This is a genomic window from Pseudomonas sp. P5_152 (genome assembly GCF_033989915.1).
GTDB lineage: Bacteria > Pseudomonadota > Gammaproteobacteria > Pseudomonadales > Pseudomonadaceae > Aquipseudomonas.
Window position 1 is genome coordinate 1,080,583 of the sequence record NZ_JASFAH010000002.1, and the last position, 16,206, is coordinate 1,096,788.

At 60.8% G+C, this 16,206-nt stretch carries 15 protein-coding genes; 6 read left to right on the top strand and 9 right to left on the bottom strand.

Features of this window, described 5'->3' with window-relative positions:
- Positions 1-76: 76 nt before the first annotated feature.
- Positions 77-340 (top strand): DUF4404 family protein, encoded by a 264-nt coding sequence (locus QMK50_RS04705; protein WP_095165300.1) that lies wholly within the window; start codon positions 77-79, stop codon positions 338-340.
- A 92-nt stretch (positions 341-432) separates the two neighbouring features.
- Here the strand turns inward: QMK50_RS04705 and queF are convergent, their stop codons facing one another.
- Together queF and QMK50_RS04715 are read right to left on the bottom strand one after the other, a co-directional pair.
- Entirely contained in the window at positions 433-1,263 is an 831-nt protein-coding gene (gene queF, locus QMK50_RS04710) for an NADPH-dependent 7-cyano-7-deazaguanine reductase QueF (protein ID WP_320332653.1), read from the bottom strand.
- A 61-nt stretch (positions 1,264-1,324) separates the two neighbouring features.
- Positions 1,325-1,870 carry a cupredoxin family protein gene (locus QMK50_RS04715; protein ID WP_320332654.1) on the bottom strand — a complete coding sequence of 182 codons (546 nt, stop codon included), beginning with the start codon at positions 1,868-1,870 and terminating at the stop codon, positions 1,325-1,327.
- A gap of 155 nt (positions 1,871-2,025) precedes the next feature.
- On the opposite strand from QMK50_RS04715, the gene QMK50_RS04720 reads away from it, so the two are divergent.
- Entirely contained in the window at positions 2,026-2,706 is a 681-nt protein-coding gene (locus QMK50_RS04720) for a heavy metal response regulator transcription factor (RefSeq protein WP_320332655.1), read from the top strand.
- The gene (locus tag QMK50_RS04725) at positions 2,706-4,067 is read left to right on the top strand and encodes a heavy metal sensor histidine kinase (protein ID WP_095165304.1); all 1,362 of its coding nucleotides are present in this window, start codon (positions 2,706-2,708) and stop codon (positions 4,065-4,067) included. Before QMK50_RS04720 ends, QMK50_RS04725 begins: the two co-directional genes overlap by 1 nt.
- A 153-nt stretch (positions 4,068-4,220) precedes the next feature.
- On the opposite strand, the gene QMK50_RS04730 is transcribed toward QMK50_RS04725, so the two are convergent.
- The 3 genes from QMK50_RS04730 to QMK50_RS04740 form a co-directional block, all read right to left on the bottom strand.
- Positions 4,221-5,465, bottom strand: coding sequence for a lipoprotein-releasing ABC transporter permease subunit (locus tag QMK50_RS04730; RefSeq protein ID WP_159997025.1), 1,245 nt, complete (start codon positions 5,463-5,465; stop codon positions 4,221-4,223).
- A gap of 63 nt (positions 5,466-5,528) precedes the next feature.
- The gene (lolD, locus tag QMK50_RS04735) at positions 5,529-6,212 is read right to left on the bottom strand and encodes a lipoprotein-releasing ABC transporter ATP-binding protein LolD (protein WP_174244588.1); all 684 of its coding nucleotides are present in this window, start codon (positions 6,210-6,212) and stop codon (positions 5,529-5,531) included.
- Positions 6,213-6,219: 7 nt separating this feature from the next.
- Positions 6,220-7,470 (bottom strand): lipoprotein-releasing ABC transporter permease subunit, encoded by a 1,251-nt coding sequence (locus QMK50_RS04740; RefSeq protein WP_095165308.1) that lies wholly within the window; start codon positions 7,468-7,470, stop codon positions 6,220-6,222.
- A gap of 94 nt (positions 7,471-7,564) precedes the next feature.
- On the opposite strand from QMK50_RS04740, the gene QMK50_RS04745 reads away from it, so the two are divergent.
- Together QMK50_RS04745 and QMK50_RS04750 are read left to right on the top strand one after the other, a co-directional pair.
- Complete coding sequence (locus QMK50_RS04745; RefSeq protein WP_095165309.1) at positions 7,565-8,146, top strand: PilZ domain-containing protein; 582 nt, start codon at positions 7,565-7,567, stop codon at positions 8,144-8,146.
- Positions 8,147-8,159: 13 nt separating this feature from the next.
- A complete protein-coding gene (locus QMK50_RS04750) occupies positions 8,160-8,882 on the top strand; it encodes a glycerophosphodiester phosphodiesterase (RefSeq protein WP_095165310.1) in 723 nt (240 codons plus the stop codon).
- Between the two features lie 42 nt (positions 8,883-8,924).
- Here QMK50_RS04750 and sthA read toward each other — a convergent pair whose 3' ends face one another.
- From sthA to ampC, 3 genes are all read right to left on the bottom strand, one after another.
- Positions 8,925-10,319 carry a Si-specific NAD(P)(+) transhydrogenase gene (gene sthA, locus QMK50_RS04755; protein WP_095165311.1) on the bottom strand — a complete coding sequence of 465 codons (1,395 nt, stop codon included), beginning with the start codon at positions 10,317-10,319 and terminating at the stop codon, positions 8,925-8,927.
- 210 nt (positions 10,320-10,529) lie between these two features.
- Positions 10,530-11,555, bottom strand: coding sequence for an FAD:protein FMN transferase (locus tag QMK50_RS04760; protein WP_320332656.1), 1,026 nt, complete (start codon positions 11,553-11,555; stop codon positions 10,530-10,532).
- A 123-nt stretch (positions 11,556-11,678) separates the two neighbouring features.
- The gene (gene ampC / locus QMK50_RS04765; RefSeq protein ID WP_320332657.1) at positions 11,679-12,842 is read right to left on the bottom strand and encodes a class C beta-lactamase; all 1,164 of its coding nucleotides are present in this window, start codon (positions 12,840-12,842) and stop codon (positions 11,679-11,681) included.
- A 173-nt stretch (positions 12,843-13,015) separates the two neighbouring features.
- Here ampC and QMK50_RS04770 point away from each other — a divergent pair, with 173 nt between their 5' ends.
- Positions 13,016-14,347 (top strand): IS4 family transposase, encoded by a 1,332-nt coding sequence (locus tag QMK50_RS04770; protein WP_320332658.1) that lies wholly within the window; start codon positions 13,016-13,018, stop codon positions 14,345-14,347.
- Between the two features lie 45 nt (positions 14,348-14,392).
- On the opposite strand, the gene QMK50_RS04775 is transcribed toward QMK50_RS04770, so the two are convergent.
- Positions 14,393-15,856, bottom strand: a complete 1,464-nt coding sequence (locus QMK50_RS04775) for a glyceraldehyde-3-phosphate dehydrogenase (protein ID WP_095165314.1) — start codon at positions 15,854-15,856, stop codon at positions 14,393-14,395.
- Positions 15,857-16,206 lie beyond the last annotated feature (350 nt).

Consider the following 16,206-nt stretch of genomic DNA (forward strand, 5'->3'; position numbering starts at 1 on the left):
ATCTACAGGTCAGACGTAGACCTTTGGATCACTGCTGCGGTCTATGCCAGTGCCTATAGATAAAAGGAAAGTAGCCATGCCTGCCCGCGAACTGCAAGAACAGCTCAATACCCTGCGCGAGCAACTGGAGCAGAACCCGCCGCTCTCGCAGGAAGAACGTGACCACCTGCTGGACCTGATGACGCAGATCGAAGCACAGCTGCAACTGGAAACCGCCACTAACGACAGCAGCCTGGCCGATGGCGTCAACCTGGCCGTGGAACGCTTCGAACTCGACCACCCGGCGCTGGCCGCCACCTTGCGCAACATTGTGCAGACCCTGGGCAACATCGGGATCTGATCCACACGAATACCAAAAAGCCCCGCTGGCGACAGCGGGGCTTTTTCGTTTCCTGATCGGCAAAAAATCCCGGAATTTCGCGCTGCCCGCGCTTACTGGCGAACCAGGCGATGGTTGGGCAACTGCACTTCTTCGGTGCTGCGGTACGGGTTGATGTCCAGCCCGCCACGGCGCACATAACGGGCGTAGACGGTGAGTTTTTCCGGCTTCAGTAAGCGCTGCAAGTCGAGGAAGATCCGCTCCACGCACTGTTCGTGAAAGTCCGAGTGCTGGCGGAAGCTGACCAGATACGCCAACAGGCTGGCGTGATCCAGCGCCGCGCCACGGTACTCCACCGCCACGCTGCCCCAGTCCGGCTGGCTGGTGACCGGGCAGTTGGATTTGAGCAAATGGCTGTGCACGCTCTCCTCGACGACGCGCGACTCATCACAACGCAGCAGCTCCGGACGCGGGTGCTCGTAGTTGCTGACGCTGATGTCGAGGTCGTCGATGCACACACCCGGCAGGGCCACCACACCCTCAGCCTGCACTTCGTTCAAGCTACGAATGCGCACGCCCACGGGCTTGCCCGCTGCCGCCGAGAGATCCTTGCCCAGGGTAGCTTGCAGGGTCTGGGTGTCAGCGAATGGAGTCTGGTTCAGTGAGTTCAGGTACAGCTTGAACGACTTCGATTCAATGATGTTCGGCGAGTCCGCCGGGATGCTGAACTCACCGATGGCCACCACCGGCTTGCCCGACGGCAGCAGCCAGGACAGTTCGAAGCAGTTCCAGAAGTCCACGCCCTTGTACGGCAAGGTGTCGGCCGTCAGCCCCAACTCGGCCCATTTGGCGGTGCGCGGGATCGGGAACAACAAAGACGGCGTGTACGTGGCGATGTATTCGCTGGATTTGCCCAGCGGCGAGTGTTCGGCTGCGGGATGCATGGCGGAAACCTGACTGAAGAATCAGCCGATTCTACCAGCCTTTGCTCCCGCCTTTGAGTGCTTACTGACTGACCGTCAGTTTGCCGACCATGCCCGCCTGATAGTGACCCGGGATGTTGCAGGCGAACTCCAGGTTGCTGGCCTGCTTGAAGGTCCAGGTCAATTCGGCGGTTTTGCCCGGCTCCACCAGCACGCTGTTGGGGTCATCGTGCTGCATCGCCCCATGGTCCATGCCCGCCATCGAGCCGTGGCCCATGGCCGCGTGATCCATCGCCGGCGCTTTCATTGCGGTCGGGGTGAGCTGGCCGCTTTGCTGCATCTTGAGCATTTCGGCCTGGTGCTGGCTGTGCATCGCCACGTCGCCCAGGTTGAATTCGTGGAGCAATTGGCCTTTATTGATCAACACAAAACGCACGGTCTCACCGGCCTTGATCTGCAGGGCCTTGGGATTGAACGTCATATCGCCCATGACAATTTCCACCGTGCGCGTCGCCTTGGCCGCCGGGGCAGGCGCACCAAAGGCGTAGGACTGCGCCGGTGCGGCCAGTAGCGGAGAACTCAATGCCAACAAGCAGCCGGCCAGCACCCAGGATTTAGCGAAATACATGATCACACTCCAACAAGATAAGGTTCAGCTTGTGGGAAACTCTAAGGGTGTGCCGCTGCCAGGTAGCTGACGAGTAGATTACAACTTTGTCAGGTTGAGCTGGCTGCGCGCCCGCCACGGTATAACGCTTGTGTCCCATCCACCCTGAGTCGCCCATGAAACTGCTGATCGTCGAAGACCAACCGAAAACCGGCCACTACCTGCGCCAAGGCCTGACCGAGGCCGGGTTCAACGCTGAACTGGTGGCCGACGGCATCACGGGCCAGCAACTGGCGTTGAGCGGGGATTATGGGCTGCTGATTCTCGATGTGATGCTCCCTGGCCGCGACGGCTGGCAGATCCTGCAAGCGGTGCGCGCCGCCGGCCTGGACGTGCCGGTGCTGTTCCTGACAGCCCGGGATGCGGTGCAGGACCGGGTGCATGGCCTGGAACTGGGGGCCGATGATTACCTGGTCAAGCCCTTCGCCTTTTCCGAACTGCTGGCCCGGGTGCGCAGCCTGTTGCGCCGTGGCAATGCGGCCCCGCAGGAAACCAGCCTGCAACTGGCGGATCTGCGCCTGGACCTGATCCGCCGCCGGGTCGAACGCAGCGGGCAGCGGCTGGACCTGACCGCGAAGGAGTTCGCCCTGCTGGAAATGCTCCTGCGCCGCCAGGGCGAAGTGCTGCCCAAATCGTTGATCGCCTCCCAGGTCTGGGACATGAATTTTGACAGCGACACCAATGTCATCGAAGTGGCGATCCGCCGTTTGCGCCTGAAAATCGACGATGACTTCCCCAACAAACTGATTCATACCGTACGCGGCATGGGGTATGTGCTTGAAGAGCGTCCAAGCTGATGCCCCGCCTGTCTTTGAGCAGTCGCCTGGCGTTGCTGTTTGCGGCGTGCACCGCGGTGGTCTCGCTGATTGCCGGCGTGTTGTTCAGTCGCGCCAGCGAGACCCACTTCATTGAGCTGGACCAACAACTGCTGGACGGCAAGCTGGTGGCCCTGCGCAGCGCCCTGCAAGGCGCCGACGACCCAGCGCTGTTCGTCCAGCGCAAAGCCCGCCTGCAGGAAGAAATGAGCCATCAGACTGACCTCGCACTGCGCGTACGCGGTGCCGATGGCCACGTGTGGTTCGACAGCGCGCCCAGTTTGCCTGGCGACCTGCCCACCCTGCCCGGCCTGTCTAGCCTGCACAGCGCCGGCACCGCCTATCGGGTCTACAGCGCGCCACTGGAGCCAGGCAGAACCGATGGGGCGCAACTGACCCTGGTGCTCGACATCACCCACCATCAGCACTTTTTGCAGCGCATGCAGCATTTGATCTGGCTGACGGTCGGGCTCTCGGCGCTGGCCACGGCCTTGCTCGGGGCCTGGGCGGCGCGCAGTGGCTTGCGCCCGTTACGGCGCATGAGCGAAGTGGCCGCCGGGGTGTCCGCCAGCTCCCTGACCCAACGCCTGTCACACGCGCAGATGCCGGCCGAGTTGGCCGAACTGGCCCACGCATTCAACGCCATGCTCGGACGCCTCGACGATTCATTCCAGCGGCTGTCGGCGTTTTCCGCCGACATCGCCCACGAACTGCGCACGCCGCTGTCGAACCTGCTGACCCACACCCAGGTTACCTTGACCCGTCCTCGGGACCTTGAGGACTACCGCGAAGCCTTGCACAGCAACCTCGAGGAACTGCAATGGATGGCGCAACTGGTCAACGACATGCTCTATCTGGCCAAGGCTGACCACGGTTTATTGATGCCTCGGCGTGAGCCGCTGCAACTGGCGCAAGAGGCGGATGCGCTGCTGGAGTTTTATGCGCCCCTGGCTGAAGACGCGCAAATCCGCCTGACCCGCCAGGGCGAAGCCGCCATCAGCGGCGACCGCAGCATGCTGCGCCGGGCCCTGTCCAACCTGCTGGACAACGCCCTGCGTTTTACTCCAGCGCAGGGTGAGGTTCAGGTGCAGATAGTGGACTCGGCGCAGGGTTTACACCTGAGTATCGCCAACACCGGCGAAGGCATTCCCCCCGCCTTGTTACCGCGCCTGTTCGACCGTTTTTATCGGGCCGATCCGGCGCGCCGTGAAGGCAGCAGTGAACATGCGGGATTGGGCCTGGCGATTACCCAGTCAATCATCCGCGCCCATGGCGGGACCATTCGTTGCGAATCGGCCCAGGGCTGGACGCGCTTTGTGATCGAACTGCCCAAAGGCAATTGAGCCAGCGCAGGCAACCTGTGGGAGAGAGGCCACCGCGCTCATCCTGAGGCTGAGCGTTATCGTTGACGTCCATCGCGAGCAAGCCGCAAGCGGGCGCTCGCCCCTACAATGTCTTCGGTAAACCCAGGGGCTGTGGCACCCCACGGATCGTAGTCAGGAATAACGCAAGGCGTGCGCTGGTTCGATCTTCGCGGCGCGCCAGGCCGGGTAGACGGTGGCCAGGAAGCTCAGGATAAACCCGGCCGAGCAGATCAACAGCACATCGGCGCCCTGCAACTCCGACGGCAGGTTGCTGACGAAGTACACGTCGGAACTGAAGATGTGCTGGCCGCTGACGCGCTCCACCCAGCCCACCAGCGCACTGACATTCAGCGCCGCGATCACGCCAAGCACACCGCCAATCAGGGTGCCGACGATACCGATCACCGTACCCTGAACCATGAAGATCGCCATGATCTGCCGTGGCGTAGCGCCAATGGTACGCAGGATCGCGATGTCGGCACCCTTGTCGTTCACCACCATGATCAGGGTCGCGATGATGTTGAACGCCGCCACCGCGACGATCATCAGCAGCAACAGGCCGATCATGGTTTTTTCCATTTTCATGGCACTGAACAGGCTGCCCTGGGTGTGAGTCCAGTCATCGGCCTTGTATCCAGCCCCCAGGCTGCCAGCAATCGCCGCCGACACCTGAGGCGCGGCGTACAGGTCCTTCACCGCCAGGCGCACGCTTTGCACCTGGTTGGGCGCCCAGCGCTGCATTTGCGCAGCGTCGGCGACATGGATCAGGGCCATCGAACCATCGAGCTCAGCACCGACCTTGAACACCCCCACCACGTTCAGGCGCTGCATACGCGGGGTGATGCCCCCCGGCGCGCTGCTGATTTCCGGCACGATCAGGGTGAGCTTGTCGCCGACATTCAAGCGAAAACGCCGCGCGGTGATTTCGCCGACCACCACCCCGAACTCACCTGGCTTCAAGTCATCCAGGCGCCCTTGCACGATGTGCTGGGTGACAATCGACACCTTGCCTTCCTGGGCCGGGTCGATGCCGCTGATCTGGATCGGCTGCATCGAACCCTTGTAGGAGAGCATGCCTTCCATCTCGGTGAAGGGCACCGCGGCGGTCACTGCCGGATTTTTCAGCGCGGCGGCAGCCACCGGCGCCCAGTCGTCGATCGGCTTGACGCCGACGATGGTCGCGTGAGGCACCATGCCAAGGATGCGCGAGCTCATTTCGCGCTGGAAGCCGTTCATCACCGACAGCACCACGATCATCGCCAACACGCCCAGGGCGAGGCCGATCATCGAGGTCATCGAGATAAACGAAACAAAGCGATTGCGGCGCTTGGCGCGGGTATAGCGCATGCCGATAAAGATCGATAACGGTCTGAACATTCGCTGGGGCACCGTATAAAAATAAAAGACCCGGCGCCTGTTCAGGCACCGGGTTGCAAAGCATCAGATGGGCGTCAAGCGACCTTCCTGCAAGTGCAGAACGCGATCCATCTGCCGTGCCAGGTTCATGTCGTGGGTCACCACCAGGAACGCCGTGCGCATCGAGGTGCTGAGTTCCAGCATCAGGTCCTGGATACCTTGCGCGGTATGGGAGTCGAGGTTGCCGGTTGGCTCGTCGAGCATCACCAGCCCTGGGTTGTTCACCAGCGCACGGGCGATGGCCACGCGCTGGCGCTCGCCACCGGACAGTTCGGCCGGCTTGTGCTCCAGGCGATGCCCTAGGCCGACCCGCTCCAGCAAGGCGGTCGCGCGCTGGCGGGCCTCGGGGATCGCGGTCTTGCCGATCAACAACGGCATGCAGACGTTTTCCAGGGCGGTGAACTCAGGCAACAGGTGATGGAACTGATAAACGAAGCCCAACGAACGATTGCGCAGCAAGCCACGGTTCTTTTCATTGAGTGCCGACAGCTCTTCGCCGGCCAGCCAGACGCTGCCCTGGGTCGGCGTATCGAGCCCGCCCAGCAGGTTGAGCAAGGTACTCTTGCCCGATCCCGAAGTGCCGACGATCGCCACGCGCTCACCCGGGTGCAACTCCAACTGCAGACCGGCCAGCACTTCCACCGACTCCGGGCCTTCCTCGTAGGATTTGCCCAGGTTGCGGCAACTCAAGATTGCTTTTTCGCTCATGCCCAACTCACTCATAACGTAGCGCCTCCGCCGGCTGGGTGCGCGCGGCACGCCAGGCTGGATACAGGGTGGCGAGGAAACTCAGGACCAACGCCGCGCCGCAGACCATCAACACATCCTGGGCCTGCAACTGCGACGGCAGGTAGTCGATGAAGTACACATCGGCGTTGAGAAACTTGTGCCCGATCAGGCCTTCGAGGGCGGAGATCGCCGCGCTCACATTCAGTGCGGCAAACATCCCCACCAGCGCGCCGATGGCCGTGCCGACCACCCCGATCACCGTGCCCTGGACCATGAAGATCGCCATGATGGTGCCCGGCGTAGCACCCAGGGTGCGCAGGATCGCGATGTCGCCTTTCTTGTCGTTGACCACCATCACCAGGGTGGAAATGATGTTGAACGCTGCCACCGCGACGATCAGCAGCAGCAACAGGCCGATCATGGCTTTTTCCATACGGATGGCCTGGTACAGGTTGCCGTGGGTGCGGGTCCAGTCACGGGCGTAGAAACGGTCATCGCCTAATTGTTGGGCGATGTTCCAGGCCGCGCGCGGGGCCTGGAACAGGTCGTCGAATTTCAGCCGCAGGCCCTGGATCTGGTCCGGCTTCCAGCGATGCAGTTTCGACAGGTCCTGCTGGTTGGTGACACCCAGGTAGCCGTCGATCTCACCAGCGCCGACATGGAAGATGCCGACCACGGTAAAACGCTTCATGCGCGGGAACATCCCGGCCGGGGTCACGGTGACTTCCGGCGCGACGAAGGTCAGCTTGTCGCCGAGGCCTACCCCGAGCTTGGCCGCCGCCTTGTCGCCGATGACAATGCCAAAGCTGCCGGGTGCCAGGGCATCGAGCTGGCCCTGTTGCATGAAGTTATCAATGATCGAGACCTGGCGCTCCAGCGCCGGGTCGATGCCATTGAGCAATACCTTGGAGACCTGGCCATTGTTGGTCAGCAACCCCTGCATCTGGGTAAAGGGCGCGACGGCCACCACCTGTGGGTTCTGCTTGACCTTGGCGGCCAGGCTCGGCCAGTCGCTGATCGGCTCACCGGACTCGATGGTCGCGTGGGGCACCATGCCCAGCACGCGGGTGCGCATCTCATGATCGAAGCCATTCATTACCGACAGCACCACGATCATCACGACCACGCCCAAGGCGAGTCCGATCATCGAAGTCAGGGAAATGAACGACACAAAATGATTGCGTCGCTTGGCACGGGTATAACGCGTACCGATAAATACGAAGAGAGGTCTGAACATGTCGGGGCTTGTTCGGAGGGAAAAGGAACGTCCTTGTGGCGGGGGTCGATAACCAGCTTTACACTCAGACCACCGCCGCTACCATGGGTTCGCCATGTCGACATTAGATGAAGAAGATCGCCGCGAATACTACCGTATCGAGGACAGGATCGCACTGGAAATTCAGACCCTGACAGGCCCTGCCGCCACTGCGGAGGAAGTGTTGCAGGATGCTTCGCCACTGTTCAATCTGCTCAGTGAACTGCACCTGAGTGAATTCGAATCCCAGCACCTGCTGCGCCAGATCAGCGAGCGCGATCGCAATACCGCGGCCTACCTGAAAGTACTCAACAAACGTATCGACCTGCTCAGCCAGGTAGTCGCGTTGACGGTGCTCGGCCAGATCGGCGAACCGCAACCGGTGATCCTTTCCGAAGGCGGCATCGACTTCCAGCATGCCACCCCGCTCGCCCCCGGCAGCCACCTATCGATCAAACTGGTGCTGATGCCCCAGGCCCTGGGCCTGCTGGTCCGCGCCCGAGTCACTCATTGCGATGCCAAGGACGGCGGTTTTGACGTCGGCACCGAATTCCAACACTTGAGCGATGCCCAGCGCCAACTGCTGGCACGCTATATCCTGCAAAGACAGGCCCAAGAACGCCGCCTGGCGCGCGAAATCACCGAATCCGGCAACTAATTAAGGAACCACCGTGACCCTCATCTACGGCCACCGCGGCGCTAAAGGCGAAGCACCGGAAAACACCCTGAGCAGCTTCCAGCAATGCCTCAAGCATGGCGTGCGTCGCTGCGAACTGGACCTGCACCTGTCCATGGACAACGAGTTGATGGTGATCCATGACTCGACGCTCAAGCGCACCACCGACCGCCGCGGCAAGGTCGTCGAGCACAAGGCGGCGGACCTGGTGACCTACGACGCGCGCAAGGGCGGACCGGGCTGGATCAAGCCCTGCCCGATCCCGACCCTGGAGCAACTGTTCGAACAGTGCGACTTCGACCACTGGCAACTGGAAGTCAAAAGCGCTTCACGCACCCGCGCCGCCACCACCGTGTTGGCGATTCGCGAAATGGCCCAGCGTTTTGGCATGCTGGACAAAGTCACCATCACCTCAAGCTCGCGGGAAGTGCTCAAGGCGGCCCTGGACCTGGTGCCGGATGTGTCTCGGGGGCTGGTAGCCGAATACGCCTGGCTCGACCCGCTGAAGGTCGCGCAAAGCTATGGCTGTGAGATTCTGGCGCTGAACTGGACCCTGTGTACGCCGGAACGCCTGGAGAAGGCGCAGCGTCAGGGCCTGCATGTGTCGGTGTGGACCGTCAACGAGCCCGCGCTGATGCGCAGGCTCGCTGATTTCGGCGTTGACAGCCTGATTACAGACTTTCCCGGTTTGGCCACTGCCACCCTCGAGAATTGCTGAAATCGGTCTCCCCGGCCGGCTCAGGCCACCGGCCGGAGCCGCTCAAAAAAGCCGGTTGAGGCCATCGTATGCAGCTACCCGATAGGCTTCGGCCATGGTCGGGTAGTTGAACGTGGTGTTGACGAAGTACTTCAAGGTGTTCAATTCGCCCGGCTGGTTCATGATCGCCTGGCCGATATGCACGATCTCCGACGCTTGATAACCGAAGCAGTGCACGCCCAGCACTTGCAGCGTCTCGCGATGGAACAGGATCTTCAGCATGCCTTGTGGCTCGCCGGCGATCTGCGCCCGCGCCATGCTCTTGAAGAACGCCTTGCCGACTTCGTAAGGCACCTTGGCCTGGGTCAGCTCCTGCTCGTTCTTGCCGATCGAGCTGATCTCCGGAATGGTGTAGATCCCGGTCGGTACGTCGTTGACGAAACGCCAGCTGCCGTTGTCGACAATGCTGCCAGCGGCCGAACGACCCTGGTCATGGGCGGCACTGGCCAGGCTCGGCCAGCCGATCACATCGCCGGCGCCATAGATGTTCTGGACGCAGGTGCGGTAGTTCTCGTCGACTTCGATCTGGCCACGGCTGTTGACCTTGACCCCGATGTTTTCCAGACCCAACTGATCGGTGTTACCGGTCCGCCCGTTGCACCAGAGCAAGGCATCGGCCTTGATCTTCTTGCCGGACTTGAGGTGCAGGATCACCCCGTTGTCCACGCCTTCAACGTGATCGTAATCTTCGTTGTGGCGCACGGTGATGTTGTTGTTGCTGAAGTGGTAGCTCAGGGCCTGGGAGATTTCCGAGTCGAGGAAGCTCAGCAACTGGCCACGGTTATCCACCAGCTCCACCAGCACACCCAGGCCACTGAAGATCGAGGCGTACTCACAACCGATCACGCCGGCGCCGTAGACAATCAGTTTACGCGGGGTGTGGCCGAGGCTGAGGATGGTGTCGCTATCGTAGATACGCGGGTGGTGGAAATCGATATCAGCCGGGCGATACGGACGCGAGCCGGTGGCGATGATGATGTGCTTGGCCACCAGTTTTTCGACCACGCCGTTGGCGCAGACCACTTCGATGGTTTGCTCGTCAGCAAAGCTGCCGGTGCCGAAGAACACGTCAATCCGATTGCGCGCGTAGTAGCCGGTGCGCGAGGCAACCTGCTTGGAGATGACCTTCTCGGCGCTTTTCAGCACGTCCGGGAACGAGAACCAGCGCGGCTCACCAATGGCCCGGAACATCGGGTTGGTGTTGAACTGCATGATCTGCCGGACCGAGTGCCGCAACGCCTTGGACGGGATGGTGCCCAGGTGAGTGCAGTTGCCGCCGACCTGGCGACGACTATCAACCATCGCCACCTTGCGCCCTGCCTTGGCGGCATTCATTGCCGCGCCTTCTCCTGCCGGGCCGGAACCCAGCACCACCACGTCGTAGTTGTAGACAGCCATGCGTACTCCTCAGAACAGGCCGCGGCGCCCCGTTGGCACCTGCGGCTAAATCATGCCGGCGATGCGGCATGAAGGAACAATTTGGGGTCAGTCGAAAACCCAGGAACAGTCTATAGAAGCGTCAACGCCGCGCACATTAACCCTTGGTCGCGTCGTAGGCTAGTTTTGCCTGCACTACAACGCCAGCCGCGCTTGGGATCGGCGCCCGATTCATTGGGGTTTTTCCCCGCTCAGGCGGATAAACGCCTGACTGCTACGTGTGACGAAACCGCGCTCGGTGCGCATCACAAAAAAAGCCGCAATCGCGTGTTTTTCTGCGTATGCAAGGCCCTGCTCCGGCCCGAGGATCAACAACAGGGTCGACCAGCCATCGGCCATCAGCGCTTGCGGAGCAACCACCGTAACCGCTGCCAGGTCATGCAGCACTGGCGCCCCGCTGCGGGCGTCGAAGGTGTGGGAATAGCGCCGCCCACCCCGCTCGAAATAGTTGCGGTAGTCGCCCGAGGTCGAGACCCCATAACCATCCAGCGCCAGTATCCGTTCCACCACCTGCTGGTCGTCACGGGGTTCTTCCAGGGCTATCTTCCAGGGGTTGCCGTCGAGCTTTATGCCGGCGGCCTTGAGCTCACCGGTGACTTCGACGAGATAGCTGCTGATGCCCAGGCTGCCCAACGCGGCGGCTATCCGGTCGACGGTGTAGCCGGCAGCAATACTGTCGAAGTCGACCTCCACCGCGGCGTCCTTGCACAGTTGCCCTGCGTCGATCCGCAAGTGCTGGTAGCCGACCCGCTGCCGTACCTGCGCCAGCGCTTGCTCACTGGGGACCTGCACGGTGCGCGCCTGCGGGCCGAAGCCCCAGAGGTTCATCAGCGGCCCAACCGTCAGGTCGTAGGCCCCCTCGCTGGCGCGGGAAAGCTGCTCTCCGACCTGGACCAGTTGCAGGACTGCCGCCGGCATCGGCTGACAGCTATTGGCCGGCAACGCGTTGAAGCGCTCGATGTCGGAGTCGCTGCGATAGGTCGACAGTTGTTGGTCGACCTCGGTCAATATCGCCTCGACCTGCTGGCGCACCTGCGCCGGCCCGGGCAGGCCCGCATGGCGAACGTACTGGATCGAATAACTGCTACCCATGGTCGGCCCGCCAAATTTTTCCTGGGAGTCGCCGCTGCCGCAGCCGGCCAGGGCCGCGATCAATAGCAGCAATCCGACCGAGCCCCTCCATTGCCTACCCAACATGTGCACAACTCCCGCAATCACGCCCTACCTTGTAGGAGCGAGCTCGCTCGCGATGGCATTCGACGCTGAGGGCATCGCGGGCAAGCCTTGCCCCTACAGCAAAGGCGCCCTGCCGTATCTTCTTCAGCGCTCCAGCTCACTGAAGATCCGATACGCCAAGCGCACTCGCGCTTCATTGGGATAACTCTTGTTCGCCAGCACCACAATGCCCAGCCTCTTCTCGGGTACAAAGGCCACATAAGCCGAGAACCCGCCCGTCGATCCCGTCTTGTTGATCCAGGCAGCTGCCTTGGGTGGCTGGGGCGGGTTGATTGCGCTAACGACGTGACTGTCGTAGATCATCTTGTCGCCATTACCCTCGATCAGCGTCTGGAGGGCTACGGGATAGTCGTACTGCTCCCAGATCAGGTCCTGGGTCATGGCGCCCACCTGGAAGTAGCCCTTGTGGGTTTCCAGCAATGCAGTGCGCAAGTTTGCCGCGACCTTGGTTACGCCAAGGTTGGCTTCGACAAACCGCAGCAGATCGCCAGAAGAGGTTTTCACCCCATAGGCTTCATCACCCAGCACCCCGGAGCTCAAGCGGACTGGCGCGTCCTGCTTGTTGTAGCCCTGGGCGTAGAGCGCCTGCTTGCCCGGCGGTACGTTGATGTAGCTGTTGGTCATGCCCAGCCCGGGAAACAATTGACCCTCCAGCGCCTGGGCGTAAGGCACGTTCATGCTGATGGCGGTAATCATGCCCAACGCGCCAATACTCGGATTGGCATAGGTGCGCTGGGCACCTGGCGCATAGGACGGCTGCCAGGTCTTGAAGTACTCCAGCAACTGTTGGTGGTCCTGCACCTGATCCGGCACCTGCAACGGGAAGCCGCCTGCGGTATGGGTCGCCAGGTTCAACAGCGACACCTGATCGAACGGGCTGCCGGCCAGTTGTGGCAGGTACTTGCCCGGGTGGTCGGCGAGCGAGAGCTGGCCATTGACTTGTGCGTAGGTCGCCAGGGTGGCGGTGAAGGTCTTGCTGATCGAACCGATCTCGAACAACGTATCGCTGCCGACCTTGCGCTGCGTGTCCCTGGAAGCCACGCCAAAATTGTAGAAGCGCTGCTGGCCGTCTACGGACAGCCCAATAGCCAGCCCGGGAATGTTGTACTGCTGCATCAGCGTTTGTGCAGCCTCTTGCACCACACCGACGAAGACCGGGCGCTCGGTACTCGCCACGGTGAGCGGCGCGAAAGAAGCGGCGCAGGCCAGTGCAAGCAAGGCGGTACAGGGCAGTCGGATCAGGCGCATCAAAATCGTCCTCAGTATTCTGTCGGGGGCGGAAGTCGCCCAACCTAGCATTTTGCCTCTCACGCACAAACAAAAACGCCCCGACACTGTCGTAATGCTGTTCACTTAAGCATTTGAGCTCACGCCGGGCTTCCTAGAAAATCCGATGCCAGACCTCTGGCATCGGATTTTTTATGTCTGTTCAACAGGACCTGCTCGACCTCGACGACCTTTTTAACTTCTGCGACCTGAGCACCTTCACCCAAAACATTCCCATCGAGTGGGTAGCGTCTGCGCTCGACCTCTCCAGTCAGGCGACCATTCGCCGGCGGCGCCTGCCCGCTGATCAAGTGCTGTGGCTAGTGCTTGGCATGGCGTTATTTCGTGACGAGCCGGTTCACGAGGTGGCCAGGCGTTTGAACATCTGCGCCCAAGGCCTGGCCTCTGACCATTTGCTGGCGCGCAGTGGTGTAACCGAAGCTCGTAAACGGCTCGGCGCCGATCCTGTTGAGTGGTTGTTCCGCAAGACCGGCAACCATTGGGGCGCAGAGCGCTATGACGATGATGCCTGGCATAATTTGCAGGTTTTCGCGGTGGACGGTGCGCTTTTTCGCACCCCGGATACGCCCGAGCTTCGAGATCACTTCGGGTCGGGAAACACCCCCAGCGATCGCCAGACACCGTTTCCGATGCTGCGCCTGGTGGCGCTAATGAATGTGCGTTCGCACGTGATCCTAGATGCACAATTGAGCCCTTACCGACGCAGTGAAATGCGCCTGGCCGACGAGTTTTTGCAGCATATTCCCGACCACTCGGTGACGCTGTTCGACAAAGGGTTCTGGGGCGCGGAGCTGCTGTTGAGCCTAAGTAGAACGGGCACCAGCCGTCATTGGTTGATCCCGGCAAAAAAGGGACTGGTCTGCGAGGAAGTGGCCCGCTACAACCAGCGCGACCGTTTGGTGCGTATGAAAGTCTCGCCACAGGCCAGAAAGCGAAATCCGACTCTTCCCTCGCACTGGGAGGTACGCGAAGTCAGCTATGAAATTCAAGGCAAAGTGAAGACCGTGATGACGTCCTTGCCGGCCAAGACCTACACCACTAAGGCTGTTGCCAAACTTTATCAGGAGCGTTGGGAGATCGAGTTGGGTTTCAGGGACATCAAGAGTTCAATGCAACAGAACGCAATGACCTTGCGCAGCAAAAAAATCGAGCTGATCTATCAGGAAGTGTGGGGGCTGTTGCTGGCTTACAACGTGATTCGCCGGGAAGCGAGCCAAGCGGCGGTGGCGTTTGGTCGAGCGCCTTCGGACATCCGTTTCAAACCGGCCTGCCAGTACATCGCCGTGCAATTGATCGTGATGGCAGCAGCCAATCCAGTTTCAGCGACAGGGAGACGCTTGGCGGAACTGAGGGCAGGTATCGGGGGATTGTTTCTGGATCACCGCCCCAGGCCTTCGAGGCCAAGGACGGTGAAGATTTCAAAGACCCGGTTCCCAGTGGACCGTGAGGCTGCTCCGCTTAAGTGAACAGCATTACGACACTGTCGGGGCGTTTTTATCTGCAGCTAAGGCTTAGCGCGGGAATGCTGGCGGGTTGACCCCGGCCATGTCTTCCATCACGCGAACTACCTGGCAGCTGTAACCAAATTCGTTGTCGTACCAAACGTACAGCACAACGCGGTTGTCTTGGGTGATGGTGGCTTCAGCGTCGACCACACCGGCGTGGCGCGAGCCAACGAAGTCAGTGGACACCACTTCCTGCGAGTTGACGTAGTCGATCTGCTTGTGCAGATCGGAGTGCAGCGCCATGTAGCGCAGGTACTCGTTCATCTCTTCACGGGTAGCGGCTTTCTCAAGGTTCAGGTTGAGAATGGCCATCGACACGTTTGGCGTCGGTACACGGATCGCGTTGCCGGTCAGCTTGCCAGCCAGCTCAGGCAGGGCCTTGGCAGCGGCGGTAGCAGCACCGGTCTCGGTGATAACCATGTTCAACGCAGCGCTACGACCACGGCGATCGCCTTTGTGGAAGTTGTCGATCAGGTTCTGGTCGTTGGTGTACGAGTGAACGGTTTCAACGTGACCGTTGATGATGCCGAACTTGTCGTTCACTGCCTTGAGCACCGGCACGATGGCGTTGGTGGTGCAGGAAGCGGCGGACACGATCTTGTCGTCAGCGGTGATTTCACCGTGGTTGATGCCGTGAACGATGTTCTTCAGCTTGCCTTTGCCCGGCGCGGTCAGGACCACGCGGTCGATACCCGGGCACGCCAAGTGCTGACCCAAGCCATCGGCGTCACGCCATACACCGGTGTTGTCCACCAGCAGCGCGTCTTTGATGCCGTACTGGGTGTAGTCCACCTCAGTTGGGTTCTTGGCGTAGATAACCTGGATCAGGTTACCGTTGGCGGTGATGGTGTTGTTTTCTTCGTCGATGGTAATGGTGCCGTTGAACGAACCATGGACCGAATCGCGACGCAGCAGGCTGGCGCGTTTCACCAGATCGTTTTCGGCGCCTTTGCGCACCACGATGGCGCGCAGACGCAGGCCGTCGCCACCACCGGTTTTTTCGATCAGGATGCGGGCCAGCAGACGGCCGATGCGACCGAAGCCGTACAGGACAACGTCGGTGCCTTTGCGGGCCGAAGCGTTTTGCTGGCCAACCACGTCAGCCATTTCTTCACGTACGAACTGCTCGGCGCTGCGGCCATTGCCTTCGTTGCGGAATTTGAACGCCAACTTGCCCAGGTCTACCGAAGCCGCGCCGAGCTTGAGCTCGCTCATGGCTTTAAGCAGTGGGAATGTTTCGTGGACGGAGAGTTCGCTGTCGTCGGAAGAACGGTGGCGAGCAAAGCGGTGAGCTTTGAGAATCGCGATGACAGACTGGTTGATCAGACTGCGGCCATAGATCGAGCTCACCACGTTGTTATTGCGGTAGAGCTGGCCGATCAGCGGAATCATCGCTTCTGCGAGTGCTTCACGGTCGATCCATTCACCAAGACACTGGTCGGGCTTCTGAGTCACGGTAACCTTCCACATGTAGGGGCAGAAAAAAGGGGCTACATTATGCCGCCGACTCCCTCCCGTAGCAATGCGCGCTTGTCGTGCAGACAGTAACAATTTTCCCCTGAAAAAACATCGACCCCGCTGAAGCCCAGTAAAACCGTGGCCTGCAGCACACCCCATTTTTCATAGACAGCGCTGTCTTGTCTGTAACCCTCCGTAACACTCGCTCCTTTTGTCACTACATAATCACTAAAAAAGCGCTGGATTTTGTGATTACCACTACATTTCGCCCAACCTGTGTAATAGACACAGTCTGAAACTGACAGGCGGCACCCGGGACCGTTACAATTACCGACTTTGTCGCAACGCTTGGAGCTCAACCT